The following is a 23,338-nucleotide window of genomic DNA, read 5'->3' as shown; positions in this document are numbered from 1 at the left end:
GAGTTTTGGACGAGAACAATGAGGGCAGGGTGAGGCTTTCTGTTGCGATGATTGTGAAGGACGAAGCGGCGAATCTGCCCGCGACGCTTGCGAGCGTGCAGTGGGCGGATGAGATTGTTGTGGTCGATTCGGGATCGACGGATGGGTCGGTGGAGATCGCGCGCGAAGCGGGGGCGCGGGTAATTCAGAAAGAGTGGCTGGGGTTTGGGGCGCAGAAGAACTTTGCTATCTCGCAGTGCGGCGGGGAATGGGTGCTGTCGCTTGATGCGGATGAGGTGGTGGATGAGGAGCTACGGCGGGAGATTGAACGGGTGGTCCACGGGCAGGGTGGCTGCGATGCGTTCTATGCGAATCGCAAGAACTACTTTCTTGGGCGGTGGATTCGTCATGCTGGGTTCTATCCCGACGCGAAGCTGCGGCTGTTTCGTAAGGGGACGGTGTGGTTCGAGGAGCGCGCGGTACACGAGAGCATGAAGTTTACCGGGCCGACGAAGAGGCTTCGCGGAAATCTGCTGCACAACGCTTATCCAACGCTGGAGAGTTACTTCGAGCATATGAACCGGTATAGCTCGCTGGGGGCGGGCGAGGCTGCGAAGAGCGGGCGTAGGGCGGGATTTATCTCCGATGTGTTGCTTCGCCCGGTGCTTACGTTCATTTATAACTATGGATTTCGGCTAGGGTTTCTTGATGGGCGGGAGGGGGTCCTGCTGAACCTGTATCACGCGTTCTATGTCAGCTCGAAGTACGCAAAGCTCTGGGCGCTCGAGGCTGGGCGGACTGGAAGAGAAAGACCGTGAAGATGGCGATGAGCGGTTCCAGCGGATGCCGGAAGCGGGCCTGGACGGTGACGGCGTAGTAGATGATCGGCTGGATCAGAAAGATCGCAGCGAAGAGCCAGGTGCCGGCGATTCGGCGCTTGAGCGAGAGTAAGAGTCCGAGGATTCCGGTGACACTGAGGAAGCCGAAGTTGATCTCGCGGGCGTATTCGAGGAATGGGGATTTTTCGAAGGGGTGGGGAACGCTGGCCCAAAAGAAATAGATGCGCTTGACGGTCCACATGGCGATGCGTTCCGGATGCTGGCGCATGTTGGCTTTGGCGGCGGCGGTCTTCTCCTTCATGTAGGCGAGCTCGCCAAGAGTCTTGTAACGGATGTATTCGGGGTGAGTCTCAGCCAAGGGGACGGTGGTGCCCCAGGGGAAGCCGTCGTTCTCTTGGAGGGTTGATTGGTAGAGCTCTGCGCCGAGGTTCCCGCGGGTGGGGATGAAGGCGTGGAATGTGCGGAAGTTGCGGTAGACCCACGGTGTCAGGCAGAGGGTGAAGATGACTCCGGCGAGGAGAGCTTTTGAGGCTGCGGCTGTCGCGGAGTTGATGTTGGCGCGCATACCCCAGAGCATCCAGAGGCCGCAGGCGGGAAGCACGATCAGTAGTGAGGGATTGGTGAGGGCGATGAGTCCCCAGAGGAGGCCGAAGGCCGCCCATCGGGACGCTGTCTGCGGGTTGGATGGCCGGTCTGGTTCGCCGATGCCGCGGACGCGAAGAGCGATGACGAGCGTCCATGAGAAGAGGAAGGTGGTGAGGGACATGTCCCACACCCAGTGGACGGCGTACTGCATGGCGGCTGGATAGAGGGCCCAGAGCCAGGCTGCCCAGAGGGCGATCCGGCGGTTGTAGCAGCGGACAGCGATCTCGTAGACGGCCAGCGCGGTGGCGGCGGAGAAGACGCTGTCGATGGCAAAGACCACCCAGGCGGAGAGCGGCGAGTAGATGCCGAAGAGCTTGAAGACGGCGGCGATGAGGAGCGGAAAAAGCGGTGGAATCCAGGTGGTGGGACCGGTGTGGCCGAGGAAGGGATCGGCGTAGCCATAGCCGGTGACCAGGGCACGAGCTATTCGGCCTGCCTCCCAGCCGAACTGGAAGTGGTCCAGAAGAAGCCGTATGCGGTAGGTGTGGGCGACGGTGATATACAGAAGGCGAACGGCGAGGCCGACCCAGAAGATGCGGAGCGGAGCGCGGAATCCGATTCCGGCGCAGATAAAGAAGGACTTCAGGCGGGAGAACATTCTGGATCGATTGTAGTTCGCAGTTGCGGTGGTGGCCTAAGACGAAGAGGCTCCTGCTAAATGCGGGAGCCTCTTTGCTGCGAACGGTGGGGTGGAGTTACGGACCTACGGTGCCATTGCCCGGGGTGATCGTGGTGGCACCATTGCCGCGTGTCAGCGTCACGCCGAGGACGGTGCCAACAACGATGACACCGCCGCCGATTGCCCAGTATTTCTTGGGAATTCTGGCGAGGCGGCTGGGTGTCTTCGTTCCGATCGAACCCGAGTTTGGATTGGGTTGCTCCGGTGAGGCAGCAGAAGACGACGATGATCCCCCGGGCGCGGCACCAGCGACGTTGCTTTGATGGATGATAGCGGTTGCAACGAGGGTGCCGAGCGTGGCGGAGACTGTGATGGTGTATTTGCCGGGGGTTTTGTTGGGCAGCAGGCCGTGAGCAACGCCGCGGCCGTCGGGGCCGGTGGTGACAGAGAGCGTGCTGCTGATTCCTGAGAAGGACCCGCTGGCTCCTTCTGGACCGCCGTTGATGGTAAACAGAAGGAGAGCTCCTGCGACGGGCTTGTGGTTCTCATCCTCTACCTGGACGATCGGCTCGCGGGCGGTGCGCTCGCGGATGCTGTTGAGCGCGTCCTCTCCGTCGAGGATGGTGATGTGCAGCGACATGGGCGTCGCCGCGACAGACTGGCCGACGGTCGAGGCTTGGGCGAAGAGGGCCGGCGCGGGACCGATGGCGAAGATCAGAGCGAGGGCGAGAAGTTGCCGGACGTAACCGATGAGGTAGGTAGGAGAGATTCTATTTGTCATTTTTTTTATCGCTTTAAAGGTCATTGAGAGTTCACTTCCGGTGAGTTCCCCTGAGTGTTGGTCAGGATGACTGACACCTGGCCGACGACGTTGGCGTCGGAGCTGAGATTAAATACCTGGGTATAAGTGCAGGTGGAACCGTACTGAAGTGAAGCTTCAGAGCTGTACCAGGATGCGTAGAGCGCCTGGGCATCGATGGTCACGTCCTGAGTCTTGATGCTTGCTCCTCCGACCGGCTTGAAGTGAAACTTCGCGCCGGTGATCTCGCGTGTATTGGAGAAGCCTCTTACAGTGACGGTGAGCATGTTTCCGTTACCGGAGAACTTGACCGAGACGATACCGGGCGCGGAGATCCCAGCCTCAATAATCAGAGGCTGGACAGAGGCGGGAGTGATGTCCACGCCGCCGGCCATGAGTTTTGTAGAGACGGTGAGTGTGCCTGCAACGGTTCCGGACTGAATCTCAATGGGCGCGAGCGAGGTTGTGCCGGCAGGTATATCAGCGGTGAAGGTGCGGCCGCCGCTGGCGAACTGGACAGAGGGGTCGTCAGGAAGCCCCGTCGCCGGGGTGAAGGCGACAGTGAAGGTTGCCGTGACGTCTACGGGGTAGGCGCTGGTGAGCTTGAAGTTCAGGGTTATCTGTGACCCGGGCGCGATGGAGGTGGGACCACTGAAGTCGACTGCCGCGGCGGGTGCGGTGACGTTGATGCCGAGCGAGGTTGTGGTGAGGCCCAGAGAGGCATCGAAGACAGCGACTTGAATCGTATGGACGGTGAGGAAGTCCTTGGCAGGGATGACGGCCGTGAGGGTTGTGCCGTTGATATAAGACGTCGCGACTGCGGAGCCATCCATCTGGACTACTGCGGTTGGAAGGAAGCCGCTGCCGGTGAGGGTGATGGTCTTGGCGGGATCGCCGAGTAAAGCCGTGTTGCTTGAGAGGCTGTTCAGGGAGAAGGCGACGACCTGGATCGTCACGCTGGCTGAGACGGTAACGTAGTCAATCGAGTCTGCCGGCGTGAACGTGACGGTCAGCGTGTGGATGCCGGGAGTAAGGAGCGTTCCGGCGACCGGGTTGTAGATCGGTGTGCCAGCAAGAGGGTTGCCATCGCTACCCGTAAAGGCCGCGTTCAGTTGGGTCGAGGAGAGAGCAGTCCCTGCGACGATCGGGGCGGGAGTGGTCCAGGTGATGACGGGCGTTAGCTTGACGATGGTGAGGTTGCCGGTGACACTGCCGCACTCGATGTTGAAGGTGCCGGGCGTACGCGCCTGGATGATGTGGAGACCTGCGGGGAAGGTAGCTGCGGCGAGGGTGGCGGTTGCTGTCCCGGCGGTGATGTAGTCGCGGAGTTGATACGAGATAGTCCCGATTGAGGAAGGAGTAGAGGCGGTAAGAGCGAGCAGGTCTGCGAAGGTGTCGACGTTCTCGTCTGAGGCAGCGAGGAGCGTTGTGCCGATGATCGAAGTGGTGGAGATGCCGGGGTAGTCTGCGGTGAACCCGCCCTTGCCGTCTCCGCTGAGGAGATGGACGGTGGCTCCGTCGTCGACGACCAAATCGAGCAGGTTGTCGCCGTTGAAGTCGCCGCTGACGCTCTGCTTCAGACCAGGGACGCTGGTGACGATAGGCGAGCTGGAGAAGGAAATCGTGGTCGTGCTCTGATTTGGGACGACGGAGATGGCTGCGGTTGAAGGCGATACGAGGAGAATTGCCGGAGGCTGGCCGTAGGCGAGCGGGGCCGCGAGAAAGGTGGAGGTCGCGGTGCCGTCTGTGGCGATGGTCGCTTTCTGGGTGAAGCTGCCGTAGCCGTCGTTCTGGAAGATATTAATGGACTTCGCGATCTGGGTGCCGTCTCCGCTCGCACCGTTGAGGATGGCGATGTCGGGATGGTCGTCGCTGTTGAAGTCCGCCGCAAGGACCTTGTAGCCGCCGAAGCTGGCGCTGGGCGCGGTATTCAGGCCCGAGGAGACGGGGCCGGCGGTGAATCCGCCGATGCCGTCCCCGAGAAGTACTTCGAAGCCCGTTGTATTGGACAACGCCCCAGTAAGAAGGATGTCCTGCTTGCCGTCATGATCGAAGTCGCCTGCAACGATGCTGGATCCATAGGCGGAGGCCAATGCAAGAGTGGGAGCCAGGAAGTTGCCACTCCCGTCATTGAGCAGCACATAGAGGGAGTTTGGCTGGCCACCAGAGTCTGCTGTTTGTCCAAGGATGGCGATGTCGGGGAAGCCATCGTGGTTGAAGTCCGCGACTGCCGCAGATTGCACGACAAAGTGGGAGCCGTTTATTTGAAGAGCAAGTGGGCGGTCTGCGGCAAAGCTGCCGCTGGGGGTGGTTCCAAGCAGGAGGTGAAGTGTGGACGAGGACGATTCGACGAGCAGAACGTCGGGAATGCCGTCCTGATTGAAGTCGGCGACGATGGGTGAGTCAACGGAGTGCGTTGCCTGGAAGGAAGTGATGGGAGCCGCGACGAAGACGCCGGTCTTGTCGAGGATGAGCGGAGCTCCGCCGAGTTCTGTGCTGGCGTAGTGAAAGTCGACGTTGCCCCCGGGAGCGCCGGCGATTGTAGGGGTGGCCGACCCGAAAGTCGCGCTGACTGTCACCAGCTGCGAAGGCAGTGCTGAAGCCGGGTTGGCGACCACGACTCCAGGCGTCGTCGGGATGGAGGTGAGTCCGAGCTTCCTGGTCCCGCTGCAATAGCTGTAGACGGCGGTGTTGCAGACCTGGACGTTGACTGAACTTGCGTTGAGCGGAAGTGTGGTGGGGATCGTGCTCACGAGCGTGGTCGGTGAGATGAAGCTGACCTGGCCGGAGACAGAAGTTGTGGAGGTAAAGGTCACTGAACTGGGAGATGTGCCGCCGAGAAAGTTCATGCCGGTGAGCGAAAGATTCGACGGGACCAGGCTGGTGAGCTTGGGATTGAGATGCGGCGTTGAGGTAAGGCTCAGGGATGTCAGGGTGGGAAAGAGAAGCGATATGGTGGCGGCGTTTCCCTGCGCCTGACTTGAGCCCGTGCATGAGGTGGCCGATGGATCGACGGTGTAGAGGAGCGCGGGGAAGATACCCGCACTGAACGAAGCGGGGGGCACATCCTGGATGGAGGATGGGTCGACGGGGAAGGTGACGGAGGCCGAGTTGCTGAGGTTGAGCAACGAGTCTGGCACGATGGGAGCCATGTCTCCGAAACCGGTGTAGAAACAGACGTTGAAAGATGATCCCTGTGGCAGATTCTCGACGGTTGCGTGGATTGTAGCGCCGTAGGAGCCAGCAGGAAGCGAGGTCAGGTCAGGCGTAATCGAATAGCTTGCGATCTGCGCGGAGCAGACCGGAGCCAGGCAGGCCGCAACCAGCGAGAGGCCCAGCCTGCGCAGCCCGCATCTCATGGCGCAATATTTGCGGCTACCAGGGATGTGTTGGCGGTCTGAGGCAGAGCGGGAATGAACAGCGTACGAGGTGAACTTGAAGAGGCATCGACAATCCAATTCGCACCTGACTTTACGTTCGTGACGCGGAATGCGCCTTCGTCGGTCAGGACCGCCGCTTCAGTGGGTTTGCAGGAACATGACACCGAAACGGTGGTCAAAGTGTTGAGATCGATCCGGACGAGCGTCTGAGTTGCGCTGTTCGCGGCGTTGTTGACGACGAGGGCCCAGCGGCCGCTGCCCGAGACCCCGAGAGCGGAGGGAGACTTAAGAAGAGACCCGGTTTGAACCAGTGAGGATGCAGGGGCCGAGGTTGCCGACCGAACAAGGGTGGCGCTGTTTGCGGCGCCATCGGCGAAGAGCAGGTCGTCGTGACCGGGAAGGAAGCTCAGGCCCCCGGCCGCGCCAAGATTGGCGAGTGGAACGGACCGGCCGGACGTCGAGGTGACCGCCAGGGCGATCGAGGAACCCTGGGTGTACTCCGCAGCGATCGTCCCAGTGTCGCTTACGGCTGAATCCACGATGGAAGCGGAGAGTTTTACGGTCTGCGCCTGCGGTGTAGACAGCAGGTTGGTGATCAGTGTCGCCGAGTTTGTGCCGGGAGTGTAAAGGAGCGCACTCGCTGCTGACGGGGATATCCTGACAGCCGCGCCCGTGGGGAGCTTGACCGAGAGCGAAGCTGGTAACCCGGAGGGAAGCCGCATCAGGTCGAAGCTGCCGTCTGTGTCCTGCAGAATGGCGATATTCGCAGCGGCATGGCTCGCGGCACCGACGTAGGCGCCTGCGGGAACGAGGCTCTGGCCAATCTGCGAGGCTCCTGCTACGCCCAGAATGGGACGGAGGGTGCGGTCTGAGTCGAGCCAGAGGTAGCCGAGTTGCGGTCCCTGCGCGGAGGCGGTGGGCACCGCGCTGCTCTGCGAGCCTGAGCCGATCGACTGGACGGTTCCGCTACCGCAACCGAACGTGGCGGAGAGAGCGCAGGTGAGCGAAAGTGCAGCAGCGACGGCGATACGGGAGACCGCATCAACGCGGGCCGGAGATGTCTTTTCTGAGAGAAGCGCGACCTGAGATTGCATAGTTCTCCTTGCGCGAGCAAGTTGAGGACGGATGAATACCTTGGGGAATATACCGCTGCAAGATACCGTGTCTGAGGGGCAAGAGCAAGCAATAAAGAGTGGCTTGATGTGGCAAATCGTTACAGAGGTCAATTACCCGATTGTGGGAGGTACGGTGGCCGGAGCAAACCGGATGGGGCGATGTCACGTAGATACGAGTAGAATGCGTGGCAGCCGGATAGTAGCAAAGGTACCAGCCGCATTGTGGATTTACCGGGCCTTAGTAGTGGAAGCGATTAAGGGAGAGAAGCTGTGGTCCGTTTTGTATTGATTTCGGTCTTGTTGGTACTTGCTCTTCCGGTGGCGCAGTCTGAGGCGAAGGCTGCGCCGGACGAAGTGGTGAACCCTGCTGGCAGCCAGGCCGCGGTGTCTCCCGGCAGCTCAAGTTCCGCGATGGTTGTGGACATTACGCTGGAGCGGAAGAAAGATGGCAAGGTGGAGGCGATGGCCGCGGGCCATGTCTTCGCGACGGGCGATATCATCCGGCTGAAGTTGGTAAGCCACTACGACGGCTTTCTGTATGTAATGGACCAGGGAAGTTCGGGTAAGTTTGCGACCGTGTTCCCTGCAATGCAGACGGGCAGCGACAACCGGGTACAGCGGGCGAAGCAGTATCTGGTGCCGGCGGTTGAAGACGGCTGGTTTGAGGTGGGCGGGCCCGCTGGATTTGATGTGCTGTACTTCCTGCTGAGCCCGACTGCGTTGACTCCGCCGGTGCTCTCGAGCTTCGCCGCGCCGGGACCGGTGAGTTCGCTGAAGCCGCGGTGTAATGACGAGATCTTCCGCTCGCGGGGAGACTGCACGGACGATAGTGCCGGGCCGGCTGCGGTCGCGCCGGGCCAGGCGCTTCCGGCTCCATTGGCCCCCCTGGCGGGGAGCGCGTCGCGTGATATTACGTTTACCAATAAGAGCAACGGGACCGTGGGAGTAACGGGTGAGAGCGCCGCGCCGATGTTGTATACATTCCGGCTGGCTCATTTGTAGAGGCGTTGTCCGTTGTAAGTAGACCGTTGTCCGTTCTTGTCCGTTGTCGCTAGGTCGGTTTGGGTTGAGGGTATAGGTATGGGAAGGTTTGGCGGTGAACGCAGAAGATGGGCGAGTGAGTGCATTCGTGGATTGGCGGGATTGGCGTTCGCGGCGTTATTTGGTGCGTTGGGGATTTCGGCTCATAGCCAGACGGCACCGTCGGCTGATCCCGCGGCGCAGCCTCCGACGCAGGCTGCTCCTTCCGCTCCTCCAGCGACGACGGAGTCACGCGACTTGAAGGCGGTGCAGCAGAAGTCGACGGTTACGGTGACGATTCCACGCAGCTATGCGCTGGTGATCGGAATCTCGGCCTATAAGAACCTGCCGGCTACTGCGCAGTTGGAGTTTCCGAATCGCGATGCTGAGGATATCTATGCTGCGCTGATCAGTCCTGAGGGCGGCCAGTTTCCTCCGGAAAATGTCCACAAGCTCATCAACGAGCGGGCGACGATTGCGAACATCCGGCATGAGCTTGAGGTGTGGCTGCCTTCGGTGACGCAGGACAACGACCGCGTGCTGATCTACTTCGCGGGGCACGGATTTGTTTCGGGCGGCAAGGGATGGTTGGCGACGTACGACGTCGATCTGCACAACATCACGACAACGGCATATCCGATGGATGGGCTGGGGTCGGAGATCGGCGGCAAGATCAGGGGCAAGTGGAAGGTGCTGATCACGGACGCGTGTCATTCCGGCGCGATCACGCCTGAGGCTGACCGGCAGCAGGTGACGCAGACGCTGCTTGATCTACAGAAGTCGTTGTTCTCGCTGACGGCGAGCCGCGACCGCGAACAGAGCTTCGAGAGCGATCGCTGGGGCGGCGGGCACGGGATCTTTACGTACTACGTCATCAAGGGAATTGAGGGCGAGGCGGACACCAACGGCGACGGCGTGGTCGATGCGGATGAACTCGCGGAGTACGTGCATACTAACGTGAGGCTGGCGACCGAGGGCAGGCAGAATCCGACGAGCGAGCGTGGCAGCTTTGATCGCAACATGGTGTTGGCCTATAACCCTTCACGGGTAAAGGGAGCGAACCTGCCTGCGCCGCAGTTCGGCAACTTGATTATTGAGACGAACATGGATGGGGTTGAGGTGTGGGTCGATGGCAAGAGCGCGGGCGTTGTGAACAAGGGCGCTGCGCTGAGGCTGCCGGGTATCTCGCCGGGATCACACACGATCAAGGGAGTGCATCTGGGTTACGAGCCGGATGGCCCTCGTGAGGAGCAGGTGTATCCGGGGCAGGACTCTACCGTGAGCCTGCGGATACTGATTGCGCGACGGCCGAACCATGCGGCGACGGAGGAGTTCGACAAGGGGATCGAGTTCTACAACAAGGGGTACGAGGCGAACTACAAGAAGGCGATCGAGCACTTCAATGCGGCGATCGCGCTTGACCCGAAGTTCAGCGCGGCAATGGTGTATCTGGGACGGGCGCAGAGCGCGCTTTATGAGAACGACAAGGCGGTCGTCTCGTTGAAGGCTGCGGTCGATCTCGATCCGGACTATCAGGAGGCGCGGTCGAGCTACGCCGCAGTGCTGTTGGACAGCGGCAATCTGGATGAAGCTGTACGTCAGCTTGATGTGGTGACGCGAAGAGAGCCGAACCGGGGGTGGGCCTGGTATCTGCTTTCGCAGGCGTATGCGCGCAAGGACGACTTCGCCGATGGCAAGACAGCGGCGGAGAATGCGATCCGGCTGACGCCGAAGAATGCGGAGGCACACTTCTGGCTGGCTGAGTGTATGCGGATGTTGAAGCAGCCTGCGGATGCCGAGCGCGAGTACAACACGTACCTCGCGCTTTCGAACTTTGATACAGGCATGGCGGGGCAGTTGAACTACTATCTTGCGGGATACCTGCTCGGGATGGGCAAGAAGTCGCGGGCGACGCAGGGTGACATCTGGAAGGAGCTTCGCGGTGAGGCTTACTTCGGGTTGTGCAACACTTCTTACGCGCAGAAGCAGTTCGACCAGGCGATTACGTACTGTCAGAAGGCGCTGACGTATCTTCCGAACGATCTGGGCGTGAACTATCGGCTGGGGGTTTTGTACTCGGAGAAGTTCAATCAGCAGAACCAGCTTGGGCTGCTGGCGGCAGCGAAGCTGCACTTTTCCGCGTCGATTCAATCGAACCCTGATGCGATCGAGGCCGACAGGGCGCGGAAGTATGTGAAGAACATCGACAGCGTATTGGCCCAAGTGCAGTAAGCGTTGTGAGCGGCTTACATCCACCCATGCGATAAGGCCGCATGGATGGGGCACCCGTGTATTCGTGACGTAACGGAAGACAATCCCAGTGCACTAACTGAAGAGCATGATCGCGGCGAAGAGAAAGACCGACGCGATAAGGCAGAACATGGCCGCGTGGAGGCGATCGCTCTTGATCTGGCGGACGAAGGCAAGGGTGAGGACGGTATCGGCGAGGCTGGACATAAGATCTTCGTCGGTTGCCTTTTTGAGCGATTCAAAGTAAGTGATCTTGGATTCTGACAAGATGTTGTCGCTGGGGTTGGCAATGGTGTGCTTCACCCAGTGATGGGCCTTGTTGTGCGCGATATAAAAGCGGGGCTTCGCGGGCGCTCCGTTATTGATGTGAGGTTTGACGGTAGGGAAGATGACGCGCAGGCAGACCAGGATGGAACAGACCTCGACGGCCATGAACAGAGCGAAGAGCAAGAGGTGGACTGCTGGTCTGGAGCCGGGATGCTGAATACTGACGGCGGCCATTCCGGAGAGCAATGTGACGCAGAAGCCGGCCTTGGTATCGAGGAAACGGACCGTCTCCTGCGTGTCTTCGATGATCTGGTAGAGGAAGTGGATCCGGTTGCAAAAATCTTCGGCTTGATGGACCACCGGTTCTTCAGAGCTGGCTGCGGCAGACATAGACGGGAGTGTAGCAGGCGGGATGCGGATTGTGGTTGCGGTGTGACGAGAGTGCCGTTAGGCTGGGTGCGAACTATTCCAGAGAGAAAGATGCGATCGACAGGAACGATGCCTGGATGGCTGGCCCCATGGCCAACCCTGATGTGCGCTCTACTGCTGCCGGCTATGGCGTGGCCGGTGTTTGCGCATGCTCAGACGGCTGAACCCGCTGCTCCACAGGTTGAGTCGCAGCGGTCGCAGGCCGTGCAGCAGAGAGTTCCGCAGCAGCCGGTCTCGCGAGTCGGAGCCCTGCAGGGAATGGTGATGGACCAGGCAGGCAGACCGCTGGCGGGGGTCGAGGTCAGGCTTTCGGGAATCCAGGTGCCGGTCTCTACATCCGGTGATGGTATCTTCCGTGCGCTCCGTATACCTCCCGGAAGTTACGAGCTGGTTTTCACGCCGCGCGGGGGTGCGGCTATGCGCAGGCAGGGTGTTGAGATCCACGCGGGCGAGGTGCTCTCGATCGAAGTCCACCTGACGGTAGCGGACAGGAGCACGGCCTTTGCCCTGCCGCAGACTCCAGGGGAAGTGTTGGGCGATGCGAGTTACAGGGAACTGAACCGCAGACCAGACTCCGATGGCGCGGTGGTTGCGGCGCCGCTCGAGAACATCCTTCCCGATGCGGCTTACTTCCAGCCGAGGCCGGATCGCTGGAACACGTCGATGCCAAACTATCATCGCTACAATCTTGGCGATGAGACGCCTTTTGTTCTGGGCCATTGGTACGATCCGTTCAACCGCAACCGATTGAAGGCGGACAAGCCTCTGTTTGGCAAGACGTTCTTCAGCTTGACTGCGGATAGCATCACGGCGCTCGAGGGCAAGCGGCTGCCGACGCCGGCGGGGCAGTCCACTGCAAACCCGAACGAGCCTGACTTTTTCGGCAACGGAGGGCAGTTTTTTCTCGCACAGACGTTCCGTTTCAGCCTCGATCTCTTCCACGGCGACACCTCGGCGTTCCGGCCCGTCGACTGGCGGATCCGGGTGACTCCGGCGGTGAACCTCAACTACCGGGTGGCGCGGGAGAACCAGGTCTTCAGTCCTCTGGTGACGAACGGTACGACTCACTTCGACACGGCGGAGTCGCTGCAGGAGGCCTTCGGCGAGGTGAAGGTCTTCGACGTTGGGCCGAACTACGACTTCCTGAACTTGCGCGTGGGAATTCAGTCTTTCGTGTCCGACTTCCGAGGGTTTATCTTCGCCGACGAGCAGCCGGGTGTGAGGATCTTCGGCAACGTACTGTCCAATCGCATTCAATACAACGTGGCGATGTTCGACCTGCTGGAGAAGAACACGAATAGCGGGCTGAATACCTTCCATCGGCGCGGTCGTGAGGTTGCAGTCGCGAATTTTTATATGCAGGACTTTATTGCGAAGGGATACACGACGCAGTTCAGCTATCACTTCCAACGCGACAACAACTCGACGCACTATAACGACAACGGCCAGATTGTGCGGCCTGCGCCGATTGGAACGATCGCACCCCATCGTATCGACGCAGACTACTTCGGCTGGACGGGCGATGGACACATTGGCAAGCTGAACCTGACCCATGCGTTCTACGAGGTACTGGGCAACGATTCGTTCAATCAGATTGCAGCGCAGAAGACGGGAATCAACGCCCAGCTAGCGGCGGTGGAGCTTTCGGTCGATCGAGACTACATGCGATTCCGCACTTCGTTCCTGTATGCCTCGGGCGATGGCAAGGTAAGGGACAGCACCGCGCGAGGGTTCAGCTCGATCGTCGACGGCGTAGCTTTCGCTGGAGGGGAGTTCAGCTTCTTCAATCGTGAAGGTTTGCCGCTGACGCGCGCAGGTGTTGCGCTGAATGCGGGCGACAGCTTTCTTCCCGACTTGCGATCGAGCAAGGATGAAGGGCAGTCGAATTTTGTCAACCCTGGAATCTTTCTTTACAACGCGGGTGTCGACGTCGACGTGCTGCCCACATTGAAGTTTGTCGCCAACACAAACTTCATGCAGTTTGACCGCACGGAGCCTCTGGAATTTCTGCTGCAACAGAATGGCATTCGCCGTACTATTGGCGTGGACTCGGGGATGGGATTTATCTACCGTCCGTTTCTCAACGACAACGTGATCATTCACGCAGGAGCAACGGACCTTGTGCCCTTGAGAGGGCTGCGGGATATCTATACGAGCCAGACGCTGATCTCGGTGTTCGGGTTGGTGAAGTTTCAGTTCTAAGTGCGGCCGTACGATGTGCGTTTTGCCTTGTTCGTTTGATATGAGGGAAGCGGTGAATGCTGGTGTTTAGATCATGGTCGCGAGAGTCGAAGCAGGCGTTGCGCAGGACGCTGCTGGTGATCGCGGCCGTGTGTCTTGTTGCGGGGGCAGTGTCGAAGAGCCCGGTACGGTGGGTGCTTGCGCAGCAAGCTGAACCCGCGATGCAACAGCCGGCGGTGAAGACGGTACCTGCACCGGTGCCTAGTCCAGGGCCGCTGCCGCCTGAGCCCTTGCGGATCAAGCTGCGTCCTACGATTCAGACGGAGACGGCGGAGCAGGCGAAGCTCGCGAGCGTCGGCTGCGTGAGCTGCCACACGGGCATCGAGCACCCGAACATGCACGCCGAGGACACGGTCGTGCTGGGGTGCACGGACTGCCACGGAGGAAACGCAGAAGTGACATCGACGCATCGGCCGGACACGGACGAGTATGCGGAGGAAGAGCAGAAGGCTCATGTGCAGCCCCGCTTCCCGGAGGATCTCGCGCAGGGTGGTCATCCGGTGCGGCCGTATGTACGGTGGTTGAAAGAGAGCTACGAGTTCGTGAAGTTCTCCGACCCTGGCGACCTTCGCGTCGCGCCCGAGACCTGCGGTGGGTGTCACGCGGCCGAGACGCGCAACGTGAAGAACAGCATGATGACGCACGGCGCGATGCTGTGGGGTGCGGCGCTCTATAACAACGGAGCGTATCCGTTGAAGAATCCACACTTCGGCGAGGCCTACGACGTGAACGGCAAGCCGGAGCGGCTGAGAAGCTTTCCTCCGCCGACGCCGGAGGAGACGAAGCTGAAGGGCGTGCTGCCGTATCTCGATCCGCTGCAGCGGTGGGAGTACTCGCAGCCGGGAAACATGCTGCGCGCGTTTGAGCGCGGCGGCGGCCCAAGATCGGAGATTGGCAATCCTGACCGTGAAGATCTTCCAGGCAAGCCGGACACGAAGCTGAGTGACCGCGGGTTGGGTACGGAGCTGCGGACTGATCCCGTGTTTCTGGGGCTGCAGAAGACGAGGCTGCTCGATCCTCTGCTCTCGATGCCGGGCACGAATGAGCAGCCGGGAGACTATCGCGGCGCAGGCTGCTCGGGTTGCCACGTGTTGTATGCCAACGACCGCGATCCGCAGCACTCGGCCGCGATTGCGCAGTATGGCAACGCTGGGTTGAGCATCAGCAACGACAAGACGGTGAACAAGGAAGAGAGCGGACATCCTCTGCAGCACACCTTCCAGAAAGACATACCGTCGTCGAGCTGTATGGTCTGCCATGTGCATCCGGGAACGAACATGGTGGTCTCGTACTACGGCATGACGTGGTGGGACAACGAGGCAGATGGCAAGACGATGTATCCGGACAAGCAGCAGAATCCGAGCGAGCAGGAGCTGCACGATGTGAAGGTGCGGAACCCTGAAGGCAGCGCGGCGCGCGGGCTCTGGGCCGATCCTGAGTTCCTGAAGACAGTGGGCACTCCGGAGTTCAACAAGAATCTGAAGGACACACAGTTCGCGGACTTCCACTCGCATGGCTGGATCTTCCGCAAGGTGTACAAGCGCGACCGCAAGGGTAATCTCCTCGATAAGGATGACAACATCGTTCCGTCAGAGGATCCCGAGGCGCTGGGCAAGGCAGTTCATCTTGCGGACATCCATCTTGAGAAGGGGATGCACTGCATCGACTGCCACTTTACGCAGGACGTGCACGGCAACGGCAAGCTCTACGGCGAGACGCGCAATGCGGTCGAGATCGGCTGCCAGGACTGCCATGGCACGATCTACAAGAAGGCGCTACTGACGACCAGTGGGCCGGCATCGGCGAACGATGCTTCATCGAACCTTCTGCGGATGCGTACGCCGTTCAAGCAGGCTCGGTTCTACTGGCGTGACGGTAAGCTGTGGCAGCGGTCGAATCTGGATGCAAAGGTAGAGTGGGAGGTCGTGCAGACGGTCGACACCATCACTCCGGGCAACGTGCATTACAGCGAGAAGTCGCGGCTGGCGAAGACGATGCAGAAGGACGGCGTCACCTGGGGTGCGGCCGATCCCATCGCCGAGATGGCCCACAGCGACAAGCGGATGACGTGCCAGAGCTGTCACTCGTCGTGGACGACGAGTTGTTTCGGGTGCCATCTTTCGATGTCCGCCAACCAGAAGATGCCGATGCTGCACAATGAGGGCGAGACGACGCGTAACTGGACTGCTTATAACTTCCAGGTGCTGCGTGACGATGTGTACATGCTCGGCATCGATGGGACGGTGACAGGGAATAAGGTGTCGCCGGTGAGATCGGCCTGCGCTGTGGTGGTGAGTTCTCAGAACGCGAACCGCAACTGGATCTATCAGACGCAGCAGACGGTCTCCGCTCCGGGGTTCAGCGGAGAGGCTTTCAGCACCTATGTGCCGCATACGGTGCGTGGCAAGGAGACCAAGGGCTGCACGGACTGCCATGTCTCGGCCAAGGGCGATAACAACGCGTGGATGTCGCAACTGCTGGTGCAGGGAACGAACTTCCTGAACTTCATGGGTAAGTACGTTTATGTAGCGCGTGGCGACCATGGCTTTTCGGCGGTGCCAGTCGCGGCCAGCACGGAGCCTCCGGTGATCGCGGGTAGCGACTTCCAGAAGCTGGCGTATCCGTCGGACTATAAGAAGTTTGTCGATGGCGGACGGATCATCAAGGGCGGATCGAGCCATGAGGGCGACGAGGTGCTCGAGGTGCAGCTGCGTGGTGAGTATCTCTACGCGGCGATGGGTAAGGGTGGCTTCCGGGTCTTCGATGTGGCGAACGTCGATGTGAAAGATGATTCGGAGCATCTGCAGACTGCGCCTGTCTCGCCACTGAGCCAGCGGTTCTATGTGAAGACGAAGTTCGCTACGTCGATTGCGTCGCCGTCGACGCTGGCGCTCGACCCACTGCGGACGCAGGTCGCGGAGAACGAAGAGCAGGGGATCGCACCGCTTTATGCGTTCCTCTATGTCGCGGACAAGTATGAAGGTCTGATCGTGGTGGGGAACGGAGCGAAGGGTGTCGGGACGCTGCTCGATGGGAACGCGCGGAACAACGTGTTACACCGGGAGATCACGTTCAACCCGAACGGCGTGTTGGATGGAGCACGGCGAATCACGATTGGCGGAACGAAGGCTTACATTCTTGCGAACAAGGGCTTGATTGTTGTGGAGTTGGCTGATCCGCTCCATCCAAAGGTGATCGCCGAGGTGCCGGAGGTGCATGATGGGCGCGGCGTGGCGATCCAGTTCCGCTATGCGTTTGTGGTCGATGCCGAAGGGCTGAAGGTCTTCGACGTGACCGTGCCGGAGAAGATCAAACGGGTGGGTGAGACAGTACCGTTTACAGACGCGCGTAATGTCTACGTGGCGCGGACCTACGCTTACGTGTCCGCAGGCAAAGATGGCATCGGCATCGTCGATGTGGAGAAGCCGGAGCACGCTACCTTCGTGCGGAACTTCAACGCTGATGGTCAGCTGAACGATGTCAACGACCTGAAGATCGGCATGGTCAGCTCGAGCCAGTTCGCGTTCGTGGCCGATGGCAAGAACGGGATGCGGATTGTGCAGCTTTTCTCACCGGGGACGCAACGGAACTTCTACGGCTTCAGCCCGATGCCTGTGCCGGAGTTGATCGCGACGCAGCCGATGCGCGGGCGAGCGCTGGCCATCTCGAAGGGCATTGACCGCGATCGTGCGGTGGATGAGGAAGGGAATCAGCTCGCAGTCTTCGGGCGGCGTGGGGCGAGACCGTTCAATGGCGAAGAGATGCGGCGGATGTATCTGCGGGCTGGCGAGCTGTATACGGTGACGGACGAGCCGCCGGGGCCGGCTGTCGGTGCGACAATGATGACGAAGCGGTAGCAGGTTGTAAGTTCTACGTTGTGAGTTTTACGTACAACGTAGAACTCACAACGTACAACGTCTTCCTAGCTAAACGGCCTTTGCCAGTGCGGCCTGCTGAAGCTCCAATAGGGAGCGGATTCCGGACTCGGCTACGTCCAGCATCTGGGTGAGCTGGGCCCGGGAGTAGGGATCCTTCTCGGCGGTGGCCTGGGTCTCTACGAGACCTCCGGACGCAAGCATCACCACGTTCATGTCGACGTCGGCGCGGGAGTCTTCTTCGTAGCAGAGGTCGAGCAGGACGTTGCCGTCGACGATGCCGACGGAAGTTGCCGCGACCATCTGGGTCAGGGGCGATGTCTTCAAGGTACCGGCGGCGACCAGCTTCTGGAGCGCGATCGCCAAGGCAAGCGAGGCTCCGGTGATGGCGGCGGTGCGGGTGCCTCCGTCGGCCTGCAGGACGTCGCAGTCGAGGATGATGGTGCGCTCGCCGAGGGCCTTCATGTCGACCACAGAACGCAGGGACCGGCCGATGAGGCGCTGGATCTCGTGAGTGCGACCGGTCACTTTGCCGCGTTCGCTCTCGCGCGGGGTGCGGGTGAGGGTGGCGCGGGGAAGCATACCGTACTCGGCGGTGACCCAGCCGCGGCCAGAGTTGCGCAGCCAGCCGGGGACGCCCTGCTCGATGGTGGCATTGCAGAGGACCCGGGTGTTGCCGCATTCGATGAGAACGGAGCCTTCGGGCATGGCGCTGAACCCCGGGGTGAGAACAGTGGGGCGCAGTTCAGAGGCGGAGCGGTTGCCGGGGCGATACACGAGGGTCTCGGGTACGGCGCTCTCGGGTTGGGTGGGGATTGCAAGTGTCATTACCGCGATTATAGTGGCGTGGCCTGGGGTGTCATCGTGAGGGGAGCTCTTGAGGGATGGGGCGCAACGTTGGAGGAGATATTCCCATTGCGGGAATATCTCCCGTTTCAGGACGGCTCACCGAGAACGGATGGACCGCGGTACCGATTCGGGAATGAACCCCTATGGCCGAAGAGCTGTGGAATTCCAGATTAGGGCCTTCTTATCAGGCACTTGTTCCGTGCGTTCCAGTTTGGCATGCGACGTGAATACAGGAGTCGCACACCATCCCCCGAAAGGGGAATCCTGAACCGCCTTGGAGAGCACCATGCAGGGAATCCAGAGCAGCATGATCCCGGATAAGACGGAGAAGCGCGGGCTGATGTCCGCTACCACCGGCCCGCTCGAAGCGGCGAAGAGGTACCTTGATCGTCAGAGAGAGAGCGAGGCAGCGTTAGCAGCGATGGACACCGAGGAGGCCGATGCATCTCTCGACGATGGCCGCCCGGCGTGGTTGCGGTGCTGGCGGGCTGAGTCACCTCATCAGACTCCTGAAACGAATTCTGGAACTAATCCGGGGACAGCTCCCGCGATGAGCACGGCCTCCGGCAGCATCGAGAAAGCTGTTAGGAGTCCGGCTGATGATATCCGTCATGGCGATCAAGCGCGGGCGGCGAACGGCTATAGCGGTCAGTCCATCGAAGCGGCCTTTGCCTTCGAGACGGTCTTCCACTTTGAGACCGAGCTTGAGGCGGATGGGACCGACGACTGGCTAGATCTGTCCGGGGAGGGCGGCCAGCCGGAAGCCTTTGGGACAGCGCAGGACTTCCCCGATCCAGCGCCGGACTTAGAGCTAGACAAGCGGGAGACTCAATTCGAGACCGCTCATCGCGAGGAGGCAAACAGCTCCACGGAAGCATCGGTCGCGGGGGGACCGCTCCTCGATCCTCAGGCCGTTCGCGCCGCAATCTTTCGTCTGGCGCATGAGTCGTCCAGCCGCTGGGCACCGCCTCAAGAGCTCCCCGAACTTCCCGGGAGTGGTGGAGCACGGAACGGATTGCCGACCCGCGCCCTTACGCAGCTTGTCGCCACAGCAGAGACTGCGATCAGCAACCCCGGTACCGGCTTTGCCGAGGTTGCACGTCAGCTCTGGTCCATGCCTGAGGCGATCGATTCCACGGACCAGCCACTCAGCTCCCAGAGACTCAGCTCCCAGAGACTCAGCGCAAAGAAAAATCCAATCTTGGAGGTTGACTTGACAGGCCCAGCCAGCGGGAGCAAGGCGGGAGAAGATGCGTCTGCCGCGCAGGAGGTCGCGAGAGAGACTTCGGTGGCGGCAGCACGGGAGACCTGTCCCAGCGAGTACGCCAGAGCAGAACGGCCTGGTAACGGCGGTCTCCCCCTCTCGTCTGCGGGGCTGAGCCTCTCTCCGCGGACAGAGGCTGCCGAGAGCAAGTTGAACCAGGGCAACTTGGACCAGGAGTGGACGCTAAACCGGACATTGGGTGAGATACGAAGCGAGATCCGGGACGAGATGCGGAATGAGACACGATTCGAAGCCGCAGAGGGTGGCGATGTACGAATCACATCTCTGCCTGAAGGCTTACCGGCCGCTTCGACGCCGAGCCTGCGTGGAGCGAACGGCACGGCATCGGATGCCCCTGCGCTGGCGCATGACGCGAGTAACCTGCTCTCCGCCCTGAAGCTGTATAGCGAGTTGCTGGCGCTATCGGGCGTTCTCCATGCACGGCACAGCCACTACGCCCAGGACCTGAAGCTGCTGGCGGCACGGAGCGAGGTGCTGATCGACCGTCTGCTCGCCTCCTGCAGCCTTGCCGAGAGCGATGCCCGCCAGCTTGTGCAGAACCATGTCCTCGGTGGAACGGACGACGGAGCGAACGGTGGAGCGGACGACGTGTCTCTCGGCCCGGCAGATGCGCCATCCGGCGAACGTTTCGCGGAGCAAGCAGAGGGAGCTACGCCAAGAAGCTCGATGCCCTCGCGAACCACCGAATCGGGTTCGAATCAGCGCGACCGATTCTCTTCGGACGAAGATCCGGTGACCGGAGGCATTGGTCTCGTAGCAACATCTCGCCTAGAGCCGTCTCTTTTGCAAGAACCATCGCAAGAACGAAAAGACCGTTGTCTGGAGCGAGTTCAGGCGCTTCCGGAGGGTGCAGCCGACGGCGTGCCCAGGGTCGGCAACCCTGAGGACGGAAGGCTCGCCCCTGCGGCTGCGCAGTCTCCGGGCAAGGACAGTACAGCTAGGTTGGGAGAGGCCGAGCTGTCCCATGCAGGAATAAAGCAAATCGGAGCAAAGGACATCGGAGACAAGGCGGGCACTGGGAGTGACCCGATCAATCTTGTCGATCTGCTCACTCGCTGGGGCAGTTTGCTATCCATGATCGCTCGCGGGCCTGTCGAGGTGAAGTTTGGACCCCAGGCGGCGCTCCCGATCCAGGTTGGCGAAGAGGCGATGGAACGTATTCTGGTGAATCTGGTTCATAATGCCATGACGGCGACACGGAACGGCGGCGCGATCCGGATTGGAGTAGGTCGCGCCGAGACGCGTCGTCCGGCTCCCTCTCATCCGTCTTCCGAGGGGTGGGTCCGGCCAGCTGGCAAGATGGTGCTGACGGTGGACGACTCGGGGTGCGGCATGAGCGAGGAGCAGATCGCGAAGGTACTGGGCACGGGCCGAACTATGGTCGATGCAAAGGGTATTGGCGCTCACTCTGGTACACACGGATCACTTCAGGATAGTCTTCAGAGCGGGATCGACGTCAGCCCCGACATCAATCCTGTTCCCAAACCTGGTCAGGATAATGCCCGACACCCACCTTTGACGGGCCATTCCAGAAGCCATCGCCGGCATGGCATGGGGCTGCAGATTGTTCGGGAGCTCGTCTCAGCCAGCGGGGGGGAGTTAGCCATCTACAGCCGCCTTGGAGTGGGGACTCGAATCGAGATCCACTGGCCCGCGCTGCAACCCAGCCCCACGCTGCAATCCAGCGTGGAGCCGGAGACCCACTCCGGGCGTATCCCTCCAGCGTCAACGGGCGTGACGGCCGCAATCCCTCGCCCCGGAGTAGCTGGACAGCGTCGCCCCCAGCAGGGATTGGAAGGAGCGATCGCATGCTAAAGACGAAGGGATTCGGCGAACGGGATGAATCGGCTGCAGGACAGAGGGACACCTCCCACTTCAGGGAGGCGACACGTAGGGACGGGGAGACGATCGGATTACCGAATTCGGAACCTTCGCCGGCAGGATTACCGGTCGGCGAAGCGCGGTCCGGAGAGGCCCTGCTCCAGTCGAGCGCAGAGTTTGGCGATCGATCCGGGCTGGCCATGGGCGGAGAGCGCGGAGAGCCAGGAGCTGCGATCGTCTCCGACTGGGCCGCTCGGGATCGGAGCCGGTTGAGTGGGGACGCGATCGGTGAAGCCGGTCAGGCCCTGACGGACGAACAGGCATCAGCCTTTCTCGCCGGCTCTGACCATGTGCCCGGTACGGAGGTTGGGATTCACCATCTGCTCGTTGTCGACGACGACGACCCCGTGCGTAACGCCTGCTGCGAGATCGCGCGCCAGATGGGATTCACCGTGCACAGCGCAGAGAGTGTGCCTGCGGCAAGGGCGGTGCTCAAGTTTCAGCCTATCGACCTGTTGCTCCTCGACCTCAAGCTGCCTGGGGGAGGAGGTCTCCTCTTACTGGAAGAGATCAGGGCGATCCATCCGGAGACGGTGGTGGTGGTGATGACGGCCTTCGCGACGGTCTCGTCGGCGGTCGAGGCGATGCGCATCGGGGCGGCGGACTACCTCACCAAGCCCTTCGCTCTGACCGAGCTGCGCAACACGCTACTGCGCGCGGCGAAGCGGCGGCAGTATGACATCGAGAGCAGGCTGCTGCGGGAGAGACTGCGCTCGCAGAAGGGCGACGGTCACATCATCGGGAACAGCCCGGAGATGGAGAAGCTCTATCGGATACTTTCGAAGGTCGCGTTCTCGAACCACCCGGTACTGATCCTGGGCGAGAGCGGGACGGGCAAGGAGATGGTGGCGCGGACGATCCACTTCAACGGACCCAACGCGCGCAAGCCGTTTGTTCCCGTGGACTGCGGATCGCTTGTGCCGACGCTGATCGAAAGCGAGCTCTTCGGCCACGTCAAAGGAGCGTTCACCGGCGCCAACCGTTCGAAAGAGGGTCTGCTGGCCTCAGCCGAGGGCGGGACGGTATTCCTCGACGAGATCGGCGAGCTTCCGCTTGACCTTCAGGCGAAGCTGCTGCGGGCGCTGCAGGAGAAGGAGGTGCGGCCGGTGGGGTCGAACCATGCGGTGCCAATATCGGCGCGGGTGTTGGCGGCGACCAATCGTGATCTTCTGGCGATGGTCGAGCAGGGGCAGTTCCGCAAGGACCTCTACTTCCGTTTGAACGTGGTGAACTTAAAGATTCCTCCGCTGCGCCAGCGCAAGGAGGACATCCCGGTGCTGGCCGAGCACTTTCTTGAGCGAAAGCGGAAAGAGACGGGGCGCTCGCTGATTCTCTCGGACGAAGCGCTGCGCTGGATGATTGAGTTTCCCTGGCCAGGAAATGTGCGTGAACTAGAACATGCGATCGAGCGTGCCTGTGCGCTCTCCTCGGGGCCGGTGCTGCATATCGGCGACCTGCCGACCCAGTTGCAGGACTTCCAGATGCACGCACGGCAGAGCCTCATCGAGCAGCGGGAGCGGCAGGCGCAAGCCCAGACCGCTGCAGCGCCTACGCTGGAGCAGTCGCATGGCGGTTACCTGGGACCGGCGGCAAACGATACCTCTCTGATCCGCATGGAGAATGGGGAGAGGATTGTCTCGATCGCGGAGCTTGAGAAGCAGGCGATCTTGAATACGATCCGGCAACTGCATGGCGACAAGCTGATGGCAGCGAAGTTGTTGCAGATTGGCAAGACGACGCTCTATCGGAAGCTGAAGGAGTACGGAATCGCCGAGGGGGCTGAGGGGATGCACTAAAGACGAAAGGCTGCCCTGCGCGGGCGGCGGTCACTTCGTGACGCTTATTGGGCTTCGCGTGGTGCTCCC

The 23,338-nt window shown here is 60.9% G+C and carries 13 protein-coding genes; 7 read left to right on the top strand and 6 right to left on the bottom strand.

Annotation, left to right across the window (positions count from 1 at the left end):
- The first annotated feature begins 29 nt into the window (after positions 1-29).
- A complete protein-coding gene (locus OHL18_RS10630; protein ID WP_263374833.1) occupies positions 30-797 on the top strand; it encodes a glycosyltransferase family 2 protein in 768 nt (255 codons plus the stop codon).
- On the opposite strand, the gene OHL18_RS10625 is transcribed toward OHL18_RS10630, so the two are convergent.
- From OHL18_RS10625 to OHL18_RS10610, 4 genes are all read right to left on the bottom strand, one after another.
- On the bottom strand, positions 733-2,061 hold the full coding sequence (locus tag OHL18_RS10625; RefSeq protein ID WP_263374832.1) for a glycosyltransferase family 39 protein: 1,329 nt from the start codon (positions 2,059-2,061) through the stop codon (positions 733-735). The genes OHL18_RS10630 and OHL18_RS10625 overlap by 65 nt on opposite strands.
- Before the next feature lie 97 nt (positions 2,062-2,158).
- A complete protein-coding gene (locus OHL18_RS10620; protein WP_263374831.1) occupies positions 2,159-2,863 on the bottom strand; it encodes a hypothetical protein in 705 nt (234 codons plus the stop codon).
- A 20-nt stretch (positions 2,864-2,883) separates the two neighbouring features.
- A complete protein-coding gene (locus OHL18_RS10615; protein ID WP_263374830.1) occupies positions 2,884-6,240 on the bottom strand; it encodes an FG-GAP repeat domain-containing protein in 3,357 nt (1,118 codons plus the stop codon).
- The gene (locus OHL18_RS10610) at positions 6,237-7,355 is read right to left on the bottom strand and encodes a hypothetical protein (RefSeq protein ID WP_263374829.1); all 1,119 of its coding nucleotides are present in this window, start codon (positions 7,353-7,355) and stop codon (positions 6,237-6,239) included. Before OHL18_RS10610 ends, OHL18_RS10615 begins: the two co-directional genes overlap by 4 nt.
- Before the next feature lie 291 nt (positions 7,356-7,646).
- On the opposite strand from OHL18_RS10610, the gene OHL18_RS10605 reads away from it, so the two are divergent.
- A complete protein-coding gene (locus OHL18_RS10605) occupies positions 7,647-8,378 on the top strand; it encodes a DUF4384 domain-containing protein (RefSeq protein WP_263374828.1) in 732 nt (243 codons plus the stop codon).
- Between the two features lie 78 nt (positions 8,379-8,456).
- Positions 8,457-10,628, top strand: a complete 2,172-nt coding sequence (locus OHL18_RS10600; protein ID WP_263374827.1) for a tetratricopeptide repeat protein — start codon at positions 8,457-8,459, stop codon at positions 10,626-10,628.
- A 93-nt stretch (positions 10,629-10,721) separates the two neighbouring features.
- Here the strand turns inward: OHL18_RS10600 and OHL18_RS10595 are convergent, their stop codons facing one another.
- On the bottom strand, positions 10,722-11,273 hold the full coding sequence (locus tag OHL18_RS10595; RefSeq protein WP_263374826.1) for a hypothetical protein: 552 nt from the start codon (positions 11,271-11,273) through the stop codon (positions 10,722-10,724).
- Positions 11,274-11,393: 120 nt separating this feature from the next.
- On the opposite strand from OHL18_RS10595, the gene OHL18_RS10590 reads away from it, so the two are divergent.
- Together OHL18_RS10590 and OHL18_RS10585 are read left to right on the top strand one after the other, a co-directional pair.
- Positions 11,394-13,544 (top strand): carboxypeptidase-like regulatory domain-containing protein, encoded by a 2,151-nt coding sequence (locus OHL18_RS10590; protein ID WP_263374825.1) that lies wholly within the window; start codon positions 11,394-11,396, stop codon positions 13,542-13,544.
- Positions 13,545-13,600: 56 nt separating this feature from the next.
- Entirely contained in the window at positions 13,601-17,440 is a 3,840-nt protein-coding gene (locus tag OHL18_RS10585; RefSeq protein ID WP_263374824.1) for an LVIVD repeat-containing protein, read from the top strand.
- A gap of 69 nt (positions 17,441-17,509) precedes the next feature.
- Here the strand turns inward: OHL18_RS10585 and rph are convergent, their stop codons facing one another.
- A complete protein-coding gene (gene rph / locus OHL18_RS10580; protein ID WP_263374823.1) occupies positions 17,510-18,286 on the bottom strand; it encodes a ribonuclease PH in 777 nt (258 codons plus the stop codon).
- 307 nt (positions 18,287-18,593) lie between these two features.
- Between rph and OHL18_RS10575 the strand changes: the two genes are divergently transcribed.
- Positions 18,594-21,407 carry a sensor histidine kinase gene (locus OHL18_RS10575; RefSeq protein WP_263374822.1) on the top strand — a complete coding sequence of 938 codons (2,814 nt, stop codon included), beginning with the start codon at positions 18,594-18,596 and terminating at the stop codon, positions 21,405-21,407.
- The gene (locus OHL18_RS10570; RefSeq protein ID WP_263374821.1) at positions 21,401-23,269 is read left to right on the top strand and encodes a sigma-54-dependent transcriptional regulator; all 1,869 of its coding nucleotides are present in this window, start codon (positions 21,401-21,403) and stop codon (positions 23,267-23,269) included. The genes OHL18_RS10575 and OHL18_RS10570 overlap by 7 nt, the downstream gene beginning before the upstream one ends.
- The last annotated feature ends 69 nt before the right edge of the window (positions 23,270-23,338 follow it).

Source organism: Granulicella aggregans (assembly GCF_025685565.1).
Taxonomy (GTDB): Bacteria; Acidobacteriota; Terriglobia; order Terriglobales; family Acidobacteriaceae; genus Edaphobacter; species Edaphobacter aggregans_B.
The sequence above is the reverse complement of the archived record's forward strand: the minus strand, read 5'-3'. Positions and strand labels throughout refer to the sequence as shown.

Excerpts from the sequence above, each read along its gene's own strand:
- OHL18_RS10625 (WP_263374832.1), bottom strand. The coding sequence starts at position 2,061 with ATGTTCTCCCGCCTGAAGTCCTTCTTTATCTGCGCCGGAATCGGATTC.
- OHL18_RS10620 (WP_263374831.1), bottom strand. The coding sequence starts at position 2,863 with ATGACAAATAGAATCTCTCCTACCTACCTCATCGGTTACGTCCGGCAA.
- OHL18_RS10615 (WP_263374830.1), bottom strand. The coding sequence starts at position 6,240 with ATGAGATGCGGGCTGCGCAGGCTGGGCCTCTCGCTGGTTGCGGCCTGC.
- OHL18_RS10610 (WP_263374829.1), bottom strand. The coding sequence starts at position 7,355 with ATGCAATCTCAGGTCGCGCTTCTCTCAGAAAAGACATCTCCGGCCCGC.
- OHL18_RS10600 (WP_263374827.1), top strand. The coding sequence starts at position 8,457 with ATGGGAAGGTTTGGCGGTGAACGCAGAAGATGGGCGAGTGAGTGCATT.
- OHL18_RS10590 (WP_263374825.1), top strand. The coding sequence starts at position 11,394 with ATGCGATCGACAGGAACGATGCCTGGATGGCTGGCCCCATGGCCAACC.
- OHL18_RS10585 (WP_263374824.1), top strand. The coding sequence starts at position 13,601 with ATGCTGGTGTTTAGATCATGGTCGCGAGAGTCGAAGCAGGCGTTGCGC.
- rph (WP_263374823.1), bottom strand. The coding sequence starts at position 18,286 with ATGACACTTGCAATCCCCACCCAACCCGAGAGCGCCGTACCCGAGACC.
- OHL18_RS10575 (WP_263374822.1), top strand. The coding sequence starts at position 18,594 with ATGCAGGGAATCCAGAGCAGCATGATCCCGGATAAGACGGAGAAGCGC.
- OHL18_RS10570 (WP_263374821.1), top strand. The coding sequence starts at position 21,401 with ATGCTAAAGACGAAGGGATTCGGCGAACGGGATGAATCGGCTGCAGGA.